This window comes from Deinococcus maricopensis DSM 21211 (assembly GCF_000186385.1).
GTDB lineage: Bacteria > Deinococcota > Deinococci > Deinococcales > Deinococcaceae > Deinococcus_B > Deinococcus_B maricopensis.
Genome location: NC_014958.1, coordinates 2554940 through 2572250 on the forward strand (window position 1 = coordinate 2554940; position 17311 = coordinate 2572250).

20 protein-coding genes are annotated in these 17311 nt (G+C 70.3%); 14 read left to right on the forward strand and 6 right to left on the reverse strand.

The window, feature by feature from the left end; translation table 11 throughout:
* Positions 1-41 precede the first annotated feature (41 nt).
* Together rpiA and prxQ are read right to left on the reverse strand one after the other, a co-directional pair.
* The gene (gene rpiA, locus DEIMA_RS11890) at positions 42-722 is read right to left on the reverse strand and encodes a ribose 5-phosphate isomerase A (RefSeq protein WP_013557510.1); all 681 of its coding nucleotides are present in this window, start codon (positions 720-722) and stop codon (positions 42-44) included.
* Entirely contained in the window at positions 722-1228 is a 507-nt protein-coding gene (gene prxQ, locus DEIMA_RS11895) for a thioredoxin-dependent peroxiredoxin PrxQ (protein WP_013557511.1), read from the reverse strand. The genes rpiA and prxQ overlap by 1 nt, the downstream gene beginning before the upstream one ends.
* 97 nt (positions 1229-1325) lie before the next feature.
* Here prxQ and DEIMA_RS11900 point away from each other — a divergent pair, with 97 nt between their 5' ends.
* The 6 genes from DEIMA_RS11900 to DEIMA_RS11925 all read left to right on the forward strand — a co-directional run bounded on the left by DEIMA_RS11900 (position 1326) and on the right by DEIMA_RS11925 (position 6301).
* Positions 1326-1616: a hypothetical protein gene (locus DEIMA_RS11900; protein WP_013557512.1), complete on the forward strand. Its 291-nt coding sequence runs from the start codon at positions 1326-1328 to the stop codon at positions 1614-1616.
* A gap of 67 nt (positions 1617-1683) precedes the next feature.
* Positions 1684-2346, forward strand: a complete 663-nt coding sequence (deoC, locus tag DEIMA_RS11905) for a deoxyribose-phosphate aldolase (protein WP_013557513.1) — start codon at positions 1684-1686, stop codon at positions 2344-2346.
* A 7-nt stretch (positions 2347-2353) separates the two neighbouring features.
* Complete coding sequence (locus tag DEIMA_RS11910; protein ID WP_013557514.1) at positions 2354-2965, forward strand: Maf family nucleotide pyrophosphatase; 612 nt, start codon at positions 2354-2356, stop codon at positions 2963-2965.
* Positions 2962-3744, forward strand: coding sequence for a rod shape-determining protein MreC (gene mreC / locus DEIMA_RS11915; protein ID WP_013557515.1), 783 nt, complete (start codon positions 2962-2964; stop codon positions 3742-3744). Before DEIMA_RS11910 ends, mreC begins: the two co-directional genes overlap by 4 nt.
* Positions 3744-4238 (forward strand): hypothetical protein, encoded by a 495-nt coding sequence (locus DEIMA_RS11920; protein ID WP_013557516.1) that lies wholly within the window; start codon positions 3744-3746, stop codon positions 4236-4238. The genes mreC and DEIMA_RS11920 overlap by 1 nt, the downstream gene beginning before the upstream one ends.
* Positions 4235-6301, forward strand: coding sequence for a peptidoglycan D,D-transpeptidase FtsI family protein (locus DEIMA_RS11925; protein ID WP_013557517.1), 2067 nt, complete (start codon positions 4235-4237; stop codon positions 6299-6301). Before DEIMA_RS11920 ends, DEIMA_RS11925 begins: the two co-directional genes overlap by 4 nt.
* 52 nt (positions 6302-6353) lie before the next feature.
* Here DEIMA_RS11925 and DEIMA_RS11930 read toward each other — a convergent pair whose 3' ends face one another.
* Together DEIMA_RS11930 and rnhA are read right to left on the reverse strand one after the other, a co-directional pair.
* Positions 6354-7721 (reverse strand): MFS transporter, encoded by a 1368-nt coding sequence (locus tag DEIMA_RS11930; protein WP_013557518.1) that lies wholly within the window; start codon positions 7719-7721, stop codon positions 6354-6356.
* Positions 7722-7795: 74 nt separating this feature from the next.
* Entirely contained in the window at positions 7796-8350 is a 555-nt protein-coding gene (rnhA, locus tag DEIMA_RS11935) for a ribonuclease HI (protein ID WP_013557519.1), read from the reverse strand.
* A 54-nt stretch (positions 8351-8404) separates the two neighbouring features.
* Between rnhA and DEIMA_RS11940 the strand changes: the two genes are divergently transcribed.
* From DEIMA_RS11940 to DEIMA_RS11975, 8 genes are all read left to right on the forward strand, one after another.
* Positions 8405-8950, forward strand: a complete 546-nt coding sequence (locus tag DEIMA_RS11940) for an SRPBCC family protein (protein ID WP_013557520.1) — start codon at positions 8405-8407, stop codon at positions 8948-8950.
* A 171-nt stretch (positions 8951-9121) separates the two neighbouring features.
* A complete protein-coding gene (gene gnd / locus DEIMA_RS11945; RefSeq protein ID WP_013557521.1) occupies positions 9122-10189 on the forward strand; it encodes a phosphogluconate dehydrogenase (NAD(+)-dependent, decarboxylating) in 1068 nt (355 codons plus the stop codon).
* On the forward strand, positions 10182-11750 hold the full coding sequence (zwf, locus tag DEIMA_RS11950) for a glucose-6-phosphate dehydrogenase (protein ID WP_013557522.1): 1569 nt from the start codon (positions 10182-10184) through the stop codon (positions 11748-11750). The genes gnd and zwf overlap by 8 nt, the downstream gene beginning before the upstream one ends.
* A 10-nt stretch (positions 11751-11760) precedes the next feature.
* On the forward strand, positions 11761-12702 hold the full coding sequence (locus DEIMA_RS11955; protein WP_013557523.1) for a glucose-6-phosphate dehydrogenase assembly protein OpcA: 942 nt from the start codon (positions 11761-11763) through the stop codon (positions 12700-12702).
* Entirely contained in the window at positions 12699-13379 is a 681-nt protein-coding gene (gene pgl / locus DEIMA_RS11960; RefSeq protein ID WP_013557524.1) for a 6-phosphogluconolactonase, read from the forward strand. Before DEIMA_RS11955 ends, pgl begins: the two co-directional genes overlap by 4 nt.
* A 146-nt stretch (positions 13380-13525) precedes the next feature.
* Positions 13526-14641 (forward strand): tRNA epoxyqueuosine(34) reductase QueG, encoded by a 1116-nt coding sequence (queG, locus tag DEIMA_RS11965; RefSeq protein WP_013557525.1) that lies wholly within the window; start codon positions 13526-13528, stop codon positions 14639-14641.
* 56 nt (positions 14642-14697) lie between these two features.
* Positions 14698-15084 carry a nuclear transport factor 2 family protein gene (locus DEIMA_RS11970; protein WP_013557526.1) on the forward strand — a complete coding sequence of 129 codons (387 nt, stop codon included), beginning with the start codon at positions 14698-14700 and terminating at the stop codon, positions 15082-15084.
* 40 nt (positions 15085-15124) lie between these two features.
* Positions 15125-15895 carry a glutaminyl-peptide cyclotransferase gene (locus tag DEIMA_RS11975; RefSeq protein ID WP_043816703.1) on the forward strand — a complete coding sequence of 257 codons (771 nt, stop codon included), beginning with the start codon at positions 15125-15127 and terminating at the stop codon, positions 15893-15895.
* A gap of 15 nt (positions 15896-15910) precedes the next feature.
* Here DEIMA_RS11975 and tmk read toward each other — a convergent pair whose 3' ends face one another.
* Positions 15911-16540, reverse strand: a complete 630-nt coding sequence (gene tmk / locus DEIMA_RS11980; protein WP_013557528.1) for a dTMP kinase — start codon at positions 16538-16540, stop codon at positions 15911-15913.
* The gene (locus DEIMA_RS11985; RefSeq protein ID WP_013557529.1) at positions 16537-17307 is read right to left on the reverse strand and encodes a Nif3-like dinuclear metal center hexameric protein; all 771 of its coding nucleotides are present in this window, start codon (positions 17305-17307) and stop codon (positions 16537-16539) included. Before DEIMA_RS11985 ends, tmk begins: the two co-directional genes overlap by 4 nt.
* Positions 17308-17311: the final 4 nt, after the last annotated feature.

Here is a 17311-nt window from a genome sequence, read left to right on the forward strand (position 1 = left end):
GACCCTTGCGGGCTGCCTTCGGGTGGGGGCGTCCGGCGTGGTCAGCGGTGGAGTTCGCGCACGCCTTCGGGCGCAGCGACGAACGCGCGCGTGGCCATGCCGATGAACAGGCCCGTATCGACGACGCCGAGGGTGCCTTTCAGGGACCGCTCGGCGGCGGTGAGGTCATGCCCGGCCGGGAAGCGCGCGTGGAAGATGAAGTTGCCGTTGTCGGTCACGAACGGCCGGTCGCCGTTCATGCGGAGTTCGCCGGTCGCGCCGAGTGCGCGCAGGCGCTCGGTGGTGCTGACCACGCCGAACTGCGCGACCTCGATGGGCAGCGGGGCCTTTTCGCCGAGCGCCGTGACGATCTTGGTGTGGTCGGCGATGACGATGAACTCGCGCGCCTGGATTTCCACGAGTTTCTCGCGCAGCAGCGCGCCGCCGAGGCCCTTGATGAGGTTGAGTTGCGGGTCGATCTCGTCGGCGCCGTCGATGGCGACGTCGAATGGGCGCGGGTCGAGGTCTTCGACGGTGATGCCGACCGCTCGGGCGAGGGCGTCGCTGGCTTCGCTGGTGGCGACGGCGGTGATGCCGGTCAGCTCGCCGCTCGTGACCTTGCGCCCCAGTTCCTCGATGGCGTACTTGGCGGTGCTGCCGGTGCCGAGGCCGACGCGCATGCCGCTGCGGATGAACGTGACGGCGCGCAGCGCGGCGTCCTTTTTGAGCGCTTCGAGGTCCATCACGCGCTGCGGACCTTCTGGTCGGTCTCGATGGCGTTCACGACGGCGTCGGCGTGCCCGTCGACCTTCACGGCGTACCACGCCTTCACGAGCTTGCCGTCCGGGCCGATCAGGAAGGTGCTGCGCTTGATGCCTTCGGTGACCTTGCCGTACATGTTCTTGGTGCCGTACGCGCCGATGCTCCGGAGGAATTCGGCGTTCGGGTCGCTGAGCAGCGGGAACGGCAGGCTGTACTTCTCGGCGAATTTCGCGTGGCTGTCGGCGTCGTCGCGGCTGACGCCGAGCACCTGCGCGCCGTGCGCGCGCAGGGTGGCGTTGTCGCGGAAGTCGCAGGCTTCCTTGGTGCAGCCGGGCGTGTCGTCTTTGGGGTACGCGTACAGGACGACGTAGTGGCCGGCGTGGTCGGCGAGGCGGTGGACGGTGCCGTCCGCGTCGGGCAGCGCGAAGTCCGGGAAGGGCTGGCCGGCCGTGAGTTTCACGGCGTCCTGGGGGGTGGGGTCGCTCATGCGCGCAGCATACCGGGTTGGTGGGTGCCGGCCATTCGGCCAGGACGGTTCACCGGGCGGCCATCGTGCGCTCAGGCGGCGCGGCACACAATGAGGCATGACGTTCGAAGAGTGCAGTGCTGAGGTGCGTGCGGAAATCGAGCAGCACCTCCCGGAGTTCCGTGAGCGTCTGCTGGAGCAGGCGGCGCCGGTGGGCATGGAGGCGTTTGACGTGACGGTCCGTTCGAAGGGGAGCGGCGCGTTGACTGTGGCGGTGCGGCCGCGCGTGGGTGAGGGCGGGCACCTGCCGCTGCCGGCCACGGCGGAGTTCGAGTTGCTGCCGGTGCAGGAGGCGGGCCGGGTCGTGTACCGCAGCACCGAGCTGGAGTTCGCCACGTCCGCGCTGTAGGGGCGCGCGTGGGACGGGGCCGGGCGGCGTTTCACGTTTTCTTAGGGTCTGCGGGTATTCTGGGCGGGTGAATCTCGCGCCTTACATCGACCACACCCTGCTCAAAGCCACCGCCACCCCGGCGGACATAGTGAAACTCTGCGCCGAGGCGCGCGAGCATGCGTTCCGGGCGGTGTGCGTGAACCCTCAGCATGTGGCGCTGGCCCGCGCGGAACTGTCCGGCAGCGACGTACTCGTGGCGACGGTGTGTGGCTTCCCGCTCGGTGCCGTGACCAGCGAGCAGAAGGCCGTCGAGGCGCGCCTGAGCGTCGAGGCCGGCGCCGACGAGGTGGACATGGTCATCGCCATCGGCAGCGCCCTCGCGGGTGACTGGGAGTACGTGCAGGCGGACATCGCGGCCGTGCGCAAAGCCATTCCGGACACGGTCCTGAAGGTCATTATCGAAACCTGCTACCTCGACGAGAACGGCAAGGTCCGCGCGACTGAGGCGGCCGTCGCGGCGGGCGCGGACTTCGTGAAGACCAGCACGGGCTTCGGGCCGGGCGGCGCGACCCTGGAGGACGTGGAGCTCATGAACCGCGTGATCGCGGGCCGCGCGCAGATCAAGGCGGCGGGCGGCGTGCGCACCGCCGAGGACGCCGCGGCGATGATCGCGGCGGGCGCCACGCGTCTCGGCACGAGCGGCGGCGTGGGTCTGGTGTCGGGTGGCTCGAATCAGCAGGGGTACTGAGCACGTGATGGACGACGCGACCACTTCGGTGGTGCTCGCGTCGGGCAGCCCGCGGCGCCGCGAGCTGCTCGGCCTGCTCGGCGTGCCGTTCCGGGTGCTCACGGCGGACCTGCCGGAGATCAGCGAGCACACCGACCCGGCGCGCGTGGCCGAGGACCTCGCGGTGCAGAAGGCCCGCGCGGTCGCCGAGCGTGTGGACGGCGCGCCACTGGTGCTCGCCGCGGACACGCTCGTGGCGCTGGAGGGGGCGATCCTCGGCAAGCCGCGCGACGCTGCCGAGAACGCCGCGTTCATCCGGCGCCTGGCCGGGCGGACGCACGAGGTGTTCACGGGCGTGGCGGCGCTGCGCGCCGGGCAGGTCACGAGCGGGGTGGAGCGCACCGAGGTGACGTTCCGCGCGCTCACGGACGCCGAGGTGCAGCATTACGCCGCGAGCGGCGAGGGCCTCGACAAGGCCGGTGGGTACGGCATCCAGGCGCTCGGTATGGCGCTCGTGGCGTGCGTGAACGGCGATTACTCGAACGTGGTGGGGTTCCCGCTGGCGCTCGTGACGCGCACGCTGCGCGCGCACGGCGTGCCCGTGTGGGGCGAGACGAGCGGAGCCCTGGAGGGCGCGTGACCGGCTGGCGTCGCGCAGCGCTGCTGTTCCTGGGCCTGCTGGGCGTCAGTATGGTCACCACGCGCTTTCAGGTGGTGGCGCCCGCAGCCGTCACGGCGGGGGTGGCGCCGGTGAACCGCGTGTTCCTGCAGGGCGCGCGGAACCTGCGGCAGGCGTACGTGACGCTCGTGGAGGAACGCAACCTCGCGGCGCGGTACCACGAGCTGCGCGCGCAGAACGACGTGCTGCGTGAACGCAACGAGCAGCTGCAGCGGGAGGTGTCGCGGCTGCGGCAGGTGGAGAGCATCCGCGCGACGCAGGCGCCGAACGTCGTCGGGATCGCGCAGGTCGTCGCGGTGGACCCGAGTCCGCTGCTGAGCCGCCTGACCGTGAACCGCGGCGCGGCGAACGGCGTGCGCGTGCGCATGCCCGTGACGGTCCCGGCGGGCCTGATCGGTCAGGTTGTGAACGTGAGCGCGCAGGAGGCGGTCGTGCTGGCCCTCACGGACCCGGAAAGCCGCATCGGGGTGACGCTCGCGCGCAACCGTGGCGGGCGGGGGATCGCGGTGGGTCAGCCGCCGGACCGCCTGAAGGCGCGCTTCTCGCTGAACGTGCCCGTGAAGGTCGGCGACGCCCTCGTGACGAACAGTCTCGGTGGGGTGTTCCCAGTGGGCATCCGCGTGGGCACGGTCGAGAAGGTCCTGCCGCTCGGTCCGAACGACGTGATGCGCACTGTCGTCGTGAAGCCGGCGGTGGACGCGTCCGTCGTGGAGGACGTGACCGTGCTGGGGGGCCTCTGATGCGTCCGTTGTTGTTCCTGCTGCTGCTGGTGGGCTTGCAGGGGGCGCTGTCGGCGCTGCTGCCCGCGCAGCTCACGCCGCCGGACCTGTTCCTGCTCACGGCGGTGGCGGTGGCGTTGCGCTGGCGGCCCGGGTGGGCGCTGCTCGGCGCGTACGGGCTGGGGCTCGTGCAGGACGCTCTCGGGCACGGCCTGCTTGGCCTGCATGCGGCGGGCGCGGCGGGCGGGGTGCTGCTGGTGCTGGGCCTGCGTAAGTTCCTGTCGGACCGTGGCCTGCTGCAGACGCTCGTGACGGTCGTGACGGCCGTGGTGGGGCAGTGGGCGACGTTCCTGGTGCTCACGTACTGGTTGCGTGGCGGCCTCGTCACGCAGGACGCGCTCGTGCAGGTGCTGCCGGTGCAGCTGGCGTTCACGCTGCTGGTGGCGCCCACGTGGGCGCGCCTGAGCGGCTGGGCGTTCGGTCGGCAGCCGTCGCCGGAGGAGGGTCTCGTATGAGTCGTGCCCGTATGCGCCGTGACCGTGTGGATCGCCTGTCGCTCGGGCGTGCCCCGGCCGAGACGCGCCGCGCGCCGCTGATGAACCGCGCGCGCTGGATCGCGCTGACGTTCACGGCGGTGTTCAGCGTGTACGCCGCGCGCCTGTACGACCTGCAGGTCACGCGCTACCACGAGTTCGCGACGCAGAGCAACAACAACTACCAGCGCGACGAGGTGATCCGCGCGCTGCGCGGCGAGATCCGCACGCGCGACGGTGTGCTGCTCGCCACGAACCGCATGGCGGTGGACCTGATCTACACCGGCAGGATCAAGGACCGGCCCATCGACAACTGGGACAAGATCCGCTACCTCGCGGGCGTCCCCGCCGACAAACTCGTGAACGGCCAGCCCATCGAGCCGGACGTCCACAAGGAAAAGGAAGTAACGCTCGCACGCAACATCCCCGCGGACCGCATCCCGGCGCTGTACGAGTTCACAGCGCTGCAGCCGAACCTGGAGCTGCGGGAGCGCCTGGAGCGCGTGTATCCGCACGGGAAGCTCGCCGCGCACCTGCTCGGGTACACGCGCGAGGCGAACGACGAGGAAGTCAAGGAGGGTGGGTACACGCTCGGGGATCTGGTGGGCGCGAGCGGGCTGGAAGCGAGCCTGGAGGAGATGAAGGTCCTGCCGGGCCGCAACGGCACGCGCCGCGTGGAAGTCACCGCGAACGGCCGGCCGCAGGGCGACAAGGTCGTTGACCCGGGCCGTAAGGGGCAGGACGTGGTGCTCACCATCGACAGCACGCTGCAGGCGGCGGCCGAGCGGGCGCTGCGGGAGGCGCTGCCGGAAATCAACCGCAACCGCGTGAAGTACGGCACGACGCAGGAGAAGGTCGTGAAGGGCGCCATCATCGCGCTGGACCCGCGCACGAACGAGGTGCTGGCGCTGGCGAGCAGCCCCACGTACGACCCGAACTGGTTCTCGCAGTCGCCGCGCCCGAAGGAACTCGTGCAGGCGCTCACGTCGCCGGACGCGGTCATGCAGAACCGCGTGGTGCAGCAGTTCGACTCGGGCAGCGTGTTCAAGCCGACCAGCACGCTGGCGTTCATTGAGCGGTGGGGGAACAAGACCTTCACGTGCCTGCCGTACATCCGCTTCGGCGGGCCGCGGTACAACTGGCACCGCACGGGCAGCATGGGCCCGATGGACGGCGCGCTCGCCATCGCGCACTCGTGCAACACGTGGTACTACCAGGCGGCGATCAGCGCGGACCCGCGCACGTTCACGAACTACCTGTCGCGGCGCATTCAGGATTTCGGGTTCGGGAAAACTTCCGGGCTGGAGCTGATCGGCGAGAAGACCGGCAACATCCCGAGCATCGAGAACTTCAACACGACGTGGGCGGCAGCGAACGCGGCCCGCAAGGCGCGCGGGGAGGCGCCGCTGGTGTGGCAGCCCGGGCAGGCGCTGAGTTTCGCCATCGGCCAGGACGCGCTGCTGGTGACGCCCGCGCAGATCGCGTCGGCGCTCAGCACGCTGGAGAACGAGGGCGTGCGGCGGCCTCTCACGGTCCTGAAGGCGGTGGGTGGGCAGGCGCGGCCGGTGAACCCGGGCACGCGCATTCCCGGCAACCTGCGGGACTTCGAGACGGTGAAACGCGGCATGAGCATGACGACCACCCGCGCCGGGGCGTACAACGGCACCGCCGCGCACATGCTCGGCCCGAACTTCTTCCCGGTACGCACCGCCGGGAAAACCGGCACGGCCGAGAACGCCGAGAGTCACCGCAAGAACTACGGGTGGACGAACGCCTGGTACGAGGGGTACGGGCCCATCGGGAACGGGCAGACGCCGAACTTCCTGGTGGTGACGTTCTTCCAGAACGGCGGCGAAGGGTCCGGGCCGGCGCTGACGGCCGCCACGAAGATGTTCGCGGCTCGCTGGTGCGTCGAACTGGACGAGCGCAACCACGCGCGCCCCAATCAGCAACCCTGCACGGGCGAGCTGGACCAGATGCACAAGGTCATGCAGACGCGCGCGGCGCGGGCAGCCGCGAGCGCCGCAAAAAACCGGGGGTCGTAATGCGAAGCGGGCGGGGCTACGTAGCCCCGCCCGCTGAACAATGAACAACCGTTTACGCGGGCTGCAGGGCGGGGTCGTCGGCGTCCTCGACGTGGCGCAGGGCGGGGTTCAGGAGCTGCGCGGCGCTCAGCAGGACGATCAGGGCGCCGCTCACGGCGATGATCCCGCCGGGCGCGTAGCGGGCGGCGAGGATGCCGGCGAGGGCGGAGCTGATGGGCGCGGTGAACTGCGCGATGAGGCGGCGGACGCTGAACACGCGGCCCTGCAGGTGGGCGGGCACGCGGGACTGCCAGATGCTCTGGGAGTGCGCGTTCATGGCGGGCAGCATCAGGCCCATCAGGACGGCGAACGTGGCGGTGAGTGGGAGGGTGCTGCCGGTGCCGACGCCGAACAGGGCCGCGCCGGAGAGGATCATGGGGATGAGGACGCCGAGGACGCGCGCGCGCCGCAGGCCGCCCCAGGTGCTGATGAGGAGGCCGCCGAGGACGCCGCCGGCGCTGTGCGCGATGGTGAGCGCCGCGAACGCCTGCTCGAAGCTGAGGTCACGGGCCTGCCAGTCGGGTTTGAGGGTGAATTTCACCAGGAGCGGTTCGAGGACGCCGAGGCCGTTGGTGAGGAGGTTGATGCCGGCGAACGTGAGCAGCAGGTGCAGCAGGGGCGGACGCTGCAGGATGAACGTCCAGCCGAGGCGGACGTCGTCCCGGAGGGTGCGGCGCGCGGGCGTGGTGTGAGGGGCGGCGGGACCGGCGGCGACGTTGGGGCGGGGGATGGCGAGGCGCGTGAGGACGAGCGCGGCGAGCAGGAACGTGACGCCGTCAATGACGAGCGCGAGGGGCACGCCGTCGCGCAGGCCGGCGAGCCAGGCGGGGCCACCACCGTGCCGGGCGAGGGCGGGCAGGGCGATGATGGAGGCGGCCAGGGCGGGCGCGGCGAGGCCGGACAGGCTCCAGATGGTCTGCATCATGCCGTTCGCGCGGGGTAGCCGCTCTCGGGGCACGAGGGTGGCGTAGCTGGTGTCGAAAGCGCTGCCGTGGAAGGTGCTGGTAAGGCCGATGATGGCCATCAGGGCAATGAGGAGCCACAGGGGCGGCGTGCTGAGGGCCAGCAGGGCGGCGCAGCCGATGGAGGTGAGGCCGCCGATCACGTCGCAGGTGAGCATGATGCGGCGCCGGTCGAAGCGGTCCGCGACGGCGCCGGCGATGGGCGCGCCGAAAATGGCGGTGGCCATGAACGCGAGGGCGGTGAGGCTGAGCGCCGCGGCCAGTTCGGGCTTCTGTTCGGGCAGTGGGTAGCGCGTCTGCGTGAGGTAGATGTTGAACGCGAAGGCGCTGAGCGCCCCGCCGATCACGCTGACGGCCTGCGAGGACCACAGCCACACGAACGTCCGCCACCCGTGCGGCGGTGGTTCCAGTTGCGTCATACCGCAGGGTACGCGCTGCCCGGGGGTGCAGGTCAACGCGCGAAATGGCGGAGGCGAGCGGGCGTGCGGGGGGCCTACTTGCGGAGTTTCTTGCGTTCCTGCACGGCGAGGACGTCGACGCGTTCGTTTTCGGCGTGGCCGTTGTGGCCGCGCACCCACACGAAGGTCATGGCGTGTTTGCGGGCCTCGTCGATGAGGGCTTCCCAGAGGTCCTGGTTCTTGACGGGGTCCTTGGCGGCGGTGCGCCAGCCGTTGCGTTGCCAGTTGAGGACCCAGCCGTCGGTGAAGGCTTTGCGGAGGTACTGGCTGTCGGTGACGACGCGCACCTGGCAGGGGCGTTTGAGGGCGCGGAGGCCTTCGAGCAGGCCAGTGAGTTCCATGCGGTTGTTGGTGGTTTCGGTGGCGTTGCCGCTGAGTTCGAGTTCGCGGTCGCCGTAGCGGAGGATGGTGGCCCAGCCGCCGTGGCCGGCCTGGGTGTCGCAGGCGCCGTCGCTGTAGAGGTCCACGACCTGCCCGGTGGGGATCACGTCGGGCTGGATGCAGGCCTTGAGGGGGAGGTGGTCGCGGGCGGCGTCCTGAGCCTGACGGGCTTTGCTTTTGGGGTACGCCTTGTACGTCACACCGGGCATGATAGCGCCGCAGGGCGCGCGGCCCGGGTGCCTGGCGTAGCATGGAGGGTACGTATGTCGGAGCTGATTACCTTCAAGGACACGGTTGTGATTCGCGCGCGCCCGGATGTGCTGTTCCGGCAGGCACTGGACCCGAAGCGCCGCTGGAAGTGGGACCCGAACGTGCGCAACATGTCGTACACGGGTGAGGAACGCATCGTGCAGAATGCGGCGCTGCACGTGAAATTGCCGAACAAGATGCTGGGGTTGTCGTTCCCGGCGAAGTATCTGCAGGTGCAGGCGCCGACGCGCGGCGGGTACGAGTCGACCCGGCCGTTCGGGCCGGTCGAGAAGTTCTCGCAGGCGTGGGGCTTCAAGCCGATTCCCGGCGGTACGGAGGTGACGCTCACGACGAACGCGCGGGTGCGCTTCAAGTGGGCGGCGAAGCCGGTGGAGCGGCTGCTGCGCAATGCGTCGGCGCAGACCCTGATCGAGTTGCAGCGCAGCGTGGACGCGCAGGGGGCGCAGCTGCTGGAGGACACCGCGAAGCGGTACCAGGAGCAGCAGAAGGAAGCGCAGAAGGCGGCGCGCGCGGCGAAAGGTGGTCGGCGCAAGCGTTGAGGTGAGCGGGCCGGGCCCGCTCTTGTTGTACGGTGCGCGTGCGGCGGGGCTTGCGTTTGGCTTTACCCACCCGGGCAGATGAGAGTCCTGGGGGTACACTGCGGGGCGTGAGTGGCGGGTTCGCCGCCAGATGAGTACAGTTCTGGAATCGTTACCAATCGGAGGAACATGATGAATATCGGCATGATCGGCCTCGGCAAAATGGGCGGCAACATGGTCGCCCGCCTCGTACAGGGCGGCGTGAACGTCGTCGGGTACGACCTGAACGCCCAGAACGTACAGCACGTCGTTGGCCTCGGTGCGCGTGGCGCCACCGACCTCGACGATCTGCTCGCGCAGCTTGGCACGCCCGGCGAACGCGCCGTGTGGATCATGGTGCCCGCCGGGCACCCCACCGAAGCGACCATTCAGGACCTCGCTGCGCGCATGACCGCCGGGGACATCATCATCGACGGCGGCAACAGCAACTTCAAGGACACCAAACGCCGCGCCGAGGAACTCGCGCGGCACGGCATCTTCTTCGTGGACGTCGGCACATCCGGCGGCATCTGGGGCCTGCAGGAAGGCTACGCCATGATGATCGGCGGCGAGGAAGGCGCCGTGGAGCGCCTGCGCCCCGTGTTCGAGGCCCTCGCGCCCGCCCGGGACCGCGGGTGGGGCCGCATGGGCCCCAGCGGTAGCGGCCACTACGTCAAGATGGTCCACAACGGCATCGAGTACGGCATGATGCAGGCGTACGCCGAAGGCTTCGAGCTGATGCAGGCCAAGCAGGAGTTCGGCCTGGACCTCGCGCAGATCGCGGAACTGTGGCGGCACGGCAGCGTCGTCCGCTCCTGGCTGCTCGACCTGACCGCCGAGGCGCTGAAGCAGGACGTCACCTTCGCGGAACTCAGCGACTACGTCGCGGACAGCGGCGAGGGCCGCTGGACCATCATCGACAGCATCGAGCAGGGCGTCCCGACGCCCGTCATCACGCTTAGCACGCAGATGCGCTTCCGCAGCCAGCAGGACGTCAGCTACGCCGGGCAGATGCTCAGCGCCATGCGCCGCGCGTTCGGCGGGCACGCCGTCAAGAAGATCGAACACGCCCAGCAGGAAGTCACCGTCGAGGCCGTGAAGCCGCACGAAGCGCACACGCCCGAAGTGGCCCTGAACACCGACGGGGCCGCTGTGAGCGGCACCGACGCGAAAGTGCAGCTCGGCGAGAGCGGCCAGCAGCGGGTGAAGAGCAATGACTGACCCGAACCGCAGCGTCCCCGCCGACGCGTCCCAGCTCACCGAAACCGCTTCGGAGCAGGCCATCCACCACCGCCCCGGCGAGAGCAACAACCCGTTCCGGCAGGGCATGCGCCGCAACCGCGCGCCCGAGCCCGCCACCCTCGTGATCTTCGGCGTGACCGGCGACCTCGCCAAACGCAAACTCCTGCCCGCCGTGTTCGGCCTGTGGCAGGACGGCCTGCTCGGCACGGCCTTCAACATCCTCGGCGTGGGCCGCCAGGACATGACCGACGAGCAGTTCCGGGAGTTCGCGCTGGACGCCCTGCGCACCAGCAAGGAAACCGACGAGATTCAGGAAGGCAGCCTCGAGAAGTTCGCGTCGCTGCTGTTCTACACCTTCGGGGACTTCGCGGACATCGGCATCTACGAGCGCATCAAACGCGAACTCGACGAGGCCGAATCCGCGCATGGAGGCCGCAAGAACGCCGTGTTCTACCTGTCCACGCCGCCCAGCCTGTTCGAGCCGATCAGCACCGGCCTGGGCAGCGCCGGCCTCGCCGACGAAACCGAAGGCTGGCGCCGCCTGATCATCGAGAAACCCTTCGGCCGCGACCTGCAGAGCGCCCTGGACCTCAACGCCACCATCCACGCGCACTGGCAGGAAACGCAGGTCTACCGCATCGACCACTACCTCGGCAAGGAAACGGTGCAGAACATCATGGCGATCCGCTTCGGGAACGCCATCTTCGAACCGATCTGGAACCGCACGTACGTGGACCACGTGCAGATCACCGCCGCGGAGGACCTCGGCCTGGAAGGCCGCGCCGGGTACTACGAGGAGGCGGGCGTCGTCCGCGACATGCTTCAGAACCACCTGATGCAGCTGTTCGCCCTCACCGCCATGGAGACGCCCGTGGCGTTCGACGCGGGCGCCATCCGCGACGAGAAGGTGAAGGTCCTGCGCGCCACGCGCCCCATCACCGAGGACGCCGCCGTGCGCGGCCAGTACGCCGCCGGCACCGTCAGCGGCGAGCAGGTCGTCGGCTACCGCGATGAGCCGAACGTAAAGCCCGGCAGCAAGACGCCCACGTACGTCGCCGTGAAGCTCGAGATCGACAACTGGCGCTGGAGCGGCGTGCCGTTCTACCTGCGCAGCGGCAAGCACCTCCCGAAGAAGGTCACGGAAATCGCCGTGGTGTTCCAGCGCCCCCCGCTCGGCCTGTTCCCCGGCGGCGCGGAACGCAACGTGCTGGCGTTCCGCATCCAGCCGGACGAGGGCGTCAGCCTGAAGTTCAGCAGCAAGACGCCCGGGCAGGAGGACCTGCTGCGCGAGGTCGTCATGGACTTCCGGTACGACGCGTTCGGCGCGCAGCTGGAAAGCCCGTACTCCCGCCTGCTCCTCGACGCGATGCTCGGCGACGCCACGCTGTTCCCCCGCGAGGACGAAGTGGAACGCGCCTGGGAACTCGTCGCACACATCCTGAACATGGACGTCGAACCGCAACCCTACACCAGCGGCACCTGGGGGCCCGACGCCGCCGACGACCTGCTCGGCCACGACCGCCGCTGGCGCCGCCTGTGACGGAGGCAGCATGACCCAACCCGTGAACCTCGGCCCGGTCCGCACGGACGTCCGCAAAGCGGAAACCGTCCTCGATGACCTCTGGACGCAAGCCGGCGTGGAAACGCGCGCGTACACCGGCAACATCGTCGCCCTCACTGAAAAGAAGCACCTCGCACGCGTCGAGGAGGCCCTCGCGGGCCTGGAAGGCCGCTACGCCGGTCGGCAGATCATCGGCGTGATGGACGGCGACGACAGCGTGCAGGTCGAGGCGCGCCTCGTCCCGCAACGCGGCGGGGTGTACATCGAGCGCCTCACGCTCGACGCGAACCCCGAGCAGCTGCGCGGCGCGATCCTGCCGCTGCTGCGACCCGCCACCCTCAACCACATCTGGTGGGCGTCCGACGACCCGCCCGGCGGGCCGCTCCTCGCGGAACTCGCGGACATCGCCGACCAGGTCATCGCAGACGCCCTCACGCTCGGCATCCCCGCAGCGGGACGGTACGCGCTCGCGGACCTCGGGTGGTCCCGCACCGCATCGTGGCGCGAAGGGCTCGCGCAGGTGTTCGACGCGCCCGACGCGGCCCTGCAGATCGGCCGCGTGGAGCGCGTGCACGTCACGTACGCCGGCGAGAAGGACCTGCCCGCGCGCCTGTACGCCGGGTGGATCGCCAGTACGCTCGGATGGCCGGACCTGAGCCGCATCACGCTGGCGTCCGCCACCAACTGCGGCCGCGAGAACGGCGACCTGTGCGGCGTGGCCCTCGAAGGTGACGGTGTGCGCTTCGCCCTCGAAACGGCTGGTGGCGACACGGTCACGTGCACGTGCGTGCTCCCGAGTGTGGAGCGCACCACCGAAATGCAGGTGCCTGGCATGACGCTCGCGCAGGGCCTCGCGCGCGTCATGGCCCGCCCGGAACGCGGGAACGTGTTCGAGCGCGCCCTGAAACTCGCCCTGGCAGGTGCGCAATGACGGCGCCCACCATGAACACCGTCGTCTCCCCCACGCCGCTCGACACGGCGCAGACCGCCGCGCGCGCGTTCGCGCAGGTCGCGCGCGACGCCGTGACGGCGCGCGGGGCGTTCTACGTCGCCCTCGCGGGCGGCAGCACGCCGAAGCTCATGTACCGGGCGCTGCGGGACCAGACGATCCCGTGGGCGGCGCTGCACGTGTACTTCAGTGACGAGCGCAGCGTCGGCCCGGACAGCCCGGACAGCAACTACAAACTCGCGTACGACGAGTTGCTCGCGCACGTGCCGATCCCGGCGGAGCAGGTGCACCGCCTGCAGGGCGAAGTGCGGCCCGTTCAGGACGCCGCGCGCGCGTACGAGGCGCTGCTGCCCGCGCAGTTCGACGTGGTGCTGCTCGGCATGGGTGACGATGGGCACACCGCCAGCCTGTTCCCGGGCACGGCGGCGCTGCACGCCACGGGCCGCGTCACCGCGAACCACGTGCCAAAGCTCGACACGGACCGGCTGACCTTCACGTTCCCGGAAATCAATGCGGCCCGCGAGCGCTGGCTGCTCGTGACCGGCGCGAACAAGGCGAACATCCTCCGGGAAGTCAAGGACGGCCTGGAGGCGCACCCGGTCGCGCAGGTACAGGAACCCACGTGGTTCCTGGATGAGGCGGCCGCGCAGGCCCTGTAAGCCTGCGGCGCGCGGGGGGCAGTCCAGGCGGGCTGCCCCCGCGCTGTTGGGGTTCACGCGGGGCCGATCTACATGGCGATGGGTGGCCGGGGCATTTGTGCGTTCGTGGGCGTTGCGCGCGCAGGCGAAGCGGCATACTGGCGCGCGTGAACCCGTATTCGACCCTCGCCGATCTCGCCTTGGACCTGGGGTTCGACGCGGTCGGGTGGGCGTCCGCACAGGTGCCGCGCGAGGCGTGGGTGCGGTACGCGGACTGGCTCAGCGCAGGACGGCACGCGGACATGACCTACCTGGAGCGGCAGGCGTGGCGACGCACGGACCTGGGGACGAGCCTGCCGGACGTGAGCAGCGTGCTGGTGCTGGGCGTGTCGCACGCATTCCCGGAACTGCCGGTCCCGGCGGGCGGCGTGCGGGTGGGGCGGGTGGCGCGGTACGCGTGGACGCCGGATTACCATGATCAGCTCACGCCGCGGCTGGAGCGCCTGGAGGTGGAGGCAGCTCGCCTCGGGGTGCGGACGCGCGGGTACGTGGACCACGGGCCGATCATGGAGCGGGACCTGGGCGGGCGAGCGTTCCTGGGGTGGCAGGGGAAGTCCGGGATGCTGGTGAGCACGCAGCTGGGGGCGTTCCTGACGCTGGCGGTGCTGCTGACGGACCTGCCGTTCGAGGGGCGGGACGCGCGCCACCCGGACCGTTGCGGACGGTGCACGCGGTGCGTGACGGCCTGCCCGACCGGGGCGATCGGCCCGGACCGCATGATTGACGCGCGGCGGTGCGTGTCGTACCTGACGATCGAGCACCGTGGGGTGGTGCCGCGCGCGCTGCGTGCGGGCGTAGGCGAGTGGCTGTTCGGGTGTGACGGCTGCCTGGAGGTGTGCCCGTGGAGCGGGAAGGCGGGCGCAGTGGCGCGTGCACTCGTGCCGGACGCGGAGCTGGCGCACCCGGACCTGAGCGCGTTCTTCGGAGGGAGCGAGCGGGCGTTCGAGCGGCGCTTCGCGGGATCGGCGTTCCTGCGGGCGCGCCGAAAGGGCATGGCGCGCAACGCGCTGACGGTCCTCGGGAATACCCTCGTGCCGGAAGGACGGCCGCTGGCGCGGCAGGGCGCGGCGGACCCCGCGTGGGAGGTGCGCGCGTCGAGCGCATGGACGCTCGCGCGGTACGCGGAGCGCCGCGCAGTGGAGGCGCTCACGCGGGACCCGCACGAGGCGGTGCGCGCGGCGGCGCAGCTGGAGCTGGAATCGTGGGGCAGCGTGCCATCCTGACGGCGTGTGAAGGTGCCGCTCAGGTGGCAGCCATACGGGCGTGCTGTGCTGAGCGCATGAACCTGACGGAACGATTCATGCAGGCCCTGCAGAGCACCGAGCAGCAGCGCGACCCGGCCCCCCTGGTGGAGCTGTACACCGAGGACGGCACGAGCGAGAACCTCACGCGCGAGACGCACCGCGGCCACGACGGCGCGCAGCAGTTCTGGACGGCGTACCTGGGGAACTTCCAGGACATCCGCAGTGAATTCACGCATCACGCGGACGGGGAGCGACTCGGCGTGATGGAGTGGGTGTCGCGCGGCACCCTGAAGGATGGTCGGCCCATCGAGTACCGCGGCGTGAGCATCATCGAGAAGGACGGGGAGCGCGTCGCGGCGTTCCGGACGTACTACGACAGTGCCGCGTTCGTAGCGCCCGCCGCGGACACGAACGGCGCCTGACGTGCCCGGTTCGCTCACCTGACTCGGGTAACGTGAGGGCATGGTCGTTCGTCCTGTCATGGTCCTGTTGTCGGCGGCGCTCGCGGTGTTCTCCGTGAGCGCCGCGCCGTCGCCTTCTCGCGCGCCGATCCTGAAGCCGAGCGTGGTGCGCACGTACCCGCATGACCCGCGCGCGTTCACGGAGGGCCTGGTGCTGGACGGGAGCACGCTGCTGGAGGGCACGGGCCTGAACGGGCAGTCGGAGGTGCGGCGCGTAGCGCTGGAAACGGGCGCGGTGCTGGCGCGCGCTGCGGTGCCGCGCGAGGTGTTCGGCGAGGGCGTCACGGTCCTGAACGGGCGCGTGTATCAGCTGTCGTGGCGCAACGGGCAGGCGTTCGTGTACGACGCGCGCACCCTGAAGCGCATGGGCACCCTGCCGTACGAGGGCGAGGGGTGGGGCCTCACGACGGACGGGACGCGCCTGATTCAGAGTGACGGCAGTGATCAGCTAACGTTCCGGGACCCGCAGACATTCCGGGTGCTGGGGCGCGTGCGCGTGACGGACGCCGGGCAGGGCGTCGTGAACCTGAACGAACTGGAGTTCGTGAACGGGCAGGTGTACGCGAACGTGTGGATGACGGACCGCATCGCGCGGATCGACGCGAAGACCGGCCGGGTGACGGCGTGGCTGGACCTGTCGGCCGTGGCGCGCCAGCACCCCCGAGTCGACCCGGATGACGTGCTGAACGGTATTGCGTACGACGCGAAAACCGGTCACCTGCTGGTGACCGGGAAACGCTGGAACAGGCTGTACGAGCTCAAGCTGCCCTGAGCGGGCCACCCGGGCTCAGGGCCGTGCGGGGAGGCGGGCGTCCACGCGGGCGGTGATGTGGGCGCTCAGGGCCTCCTGCGGGCGCGTGGCGTCGAGCACCTCGAAACGTGCGGGTTCGGCGGCGGCGAGATCCAGGAAGCGGGCGCGCACGCGGGTGTGAAAGTCGAGGTCGGCACGCTCCAGGCGGTCCGGCTGGCCGCGCGCCGCGACGCGGCCCAGGCCGACGCTCGGGTCGAGGTCGAGCAGGAACGTCAGGTGCGGCGTGAGCCCGCCGGTCGCTTCGTGCGTGATGCGGCGCAGCAGCTCGCTGCTCAGCCCGCGCCCGCCGCCCTGGTACGCGAGGCTGCTGTCGAAGTACCGGTCGCAGATCACGACCTCGCCGCGCGCGAGGGCCGGGCGGATGACGTCCGTGACGAGCTGCGCGCGACTGGCGCTGTACAGCAGGAATTCCGGCAGCGGGTCGATCTGAAGGGTCGGGTCAAGGAGAACGTCGCGGACGCGCGTGCCGAAGGGCGTGCCGCCGGGTTCGCGCGTGAGGGTGTGCGGCACGCCGAGCGCGGCGAGATGCGCGGTGAGGGCGCGCACCTGCGTGCTCTTTCCCGCGCCCTCGGGCCCTTCGAAGGTGATGAACAGCCCCGCGCTCACAGGCCGCTGGGGTGGTGCAGGAACTGCCAGGGCAGCCCGAACGTCTCCTCGATGCGCGCGGCGAGGGCGCGCACGCCGAACACCTCGGTGTCGTAGTGCCCGGCGTAGATGGCGTTCACGCCGTACTCGAAGGGGTCACTGAACGCCTGGTGCTTGGGTTCGCCGGTGATGAACGTGTCGAGGCCTTCACGGGCCGCCTGGGGGATGTGGTCGCTGGCGCTGCCGCTGATGATGCCGACGCGGTGCACCTCGCCGGGGCCGCCGCCGTGCACGAGGCAGATCTCGCCGGTGAGTTTCTGGATGCGGTCCGCGAGGTCCTGGAGGCTCATGGGGAACGGCAGGGTGCCCTGCACGCCGATCTTCAGGCCCTTGTAGTCGCCGAAGCCGCTGCGGTTCTGGAGGCTCAGGGCGCTGGCGATCATGGCGTTGTTGCCGAGTTCCGGGTGCAGGTCGAGGGGGATGTGGCTGGTGTACAGGCTGAGGCCGGCGTCGAGTGCGGCCTGCACGCGGCGTTTGTGCGGGCCGGTGAGCATCATGGGCTGACCCCAGAACAGGCCGTGGTGCGTGATGAGCAGGTCCGCGCCGGCGTCGGCGGCGTCCTGGATGGTGTTGAGGGTGGCGTCGACGGCCACGGCGATGCGGCGCACGTCGCTGCGCCCTTCGATCTGGAGGCCGTTGTTGCTGATGTCGGGGATGGCTCGGGTGTTCAGGGTGGTGTCGAGCCACCCGACGAGGTCCGTGAGGGGAACGCTGGCGGGCGTGGTCATGCGG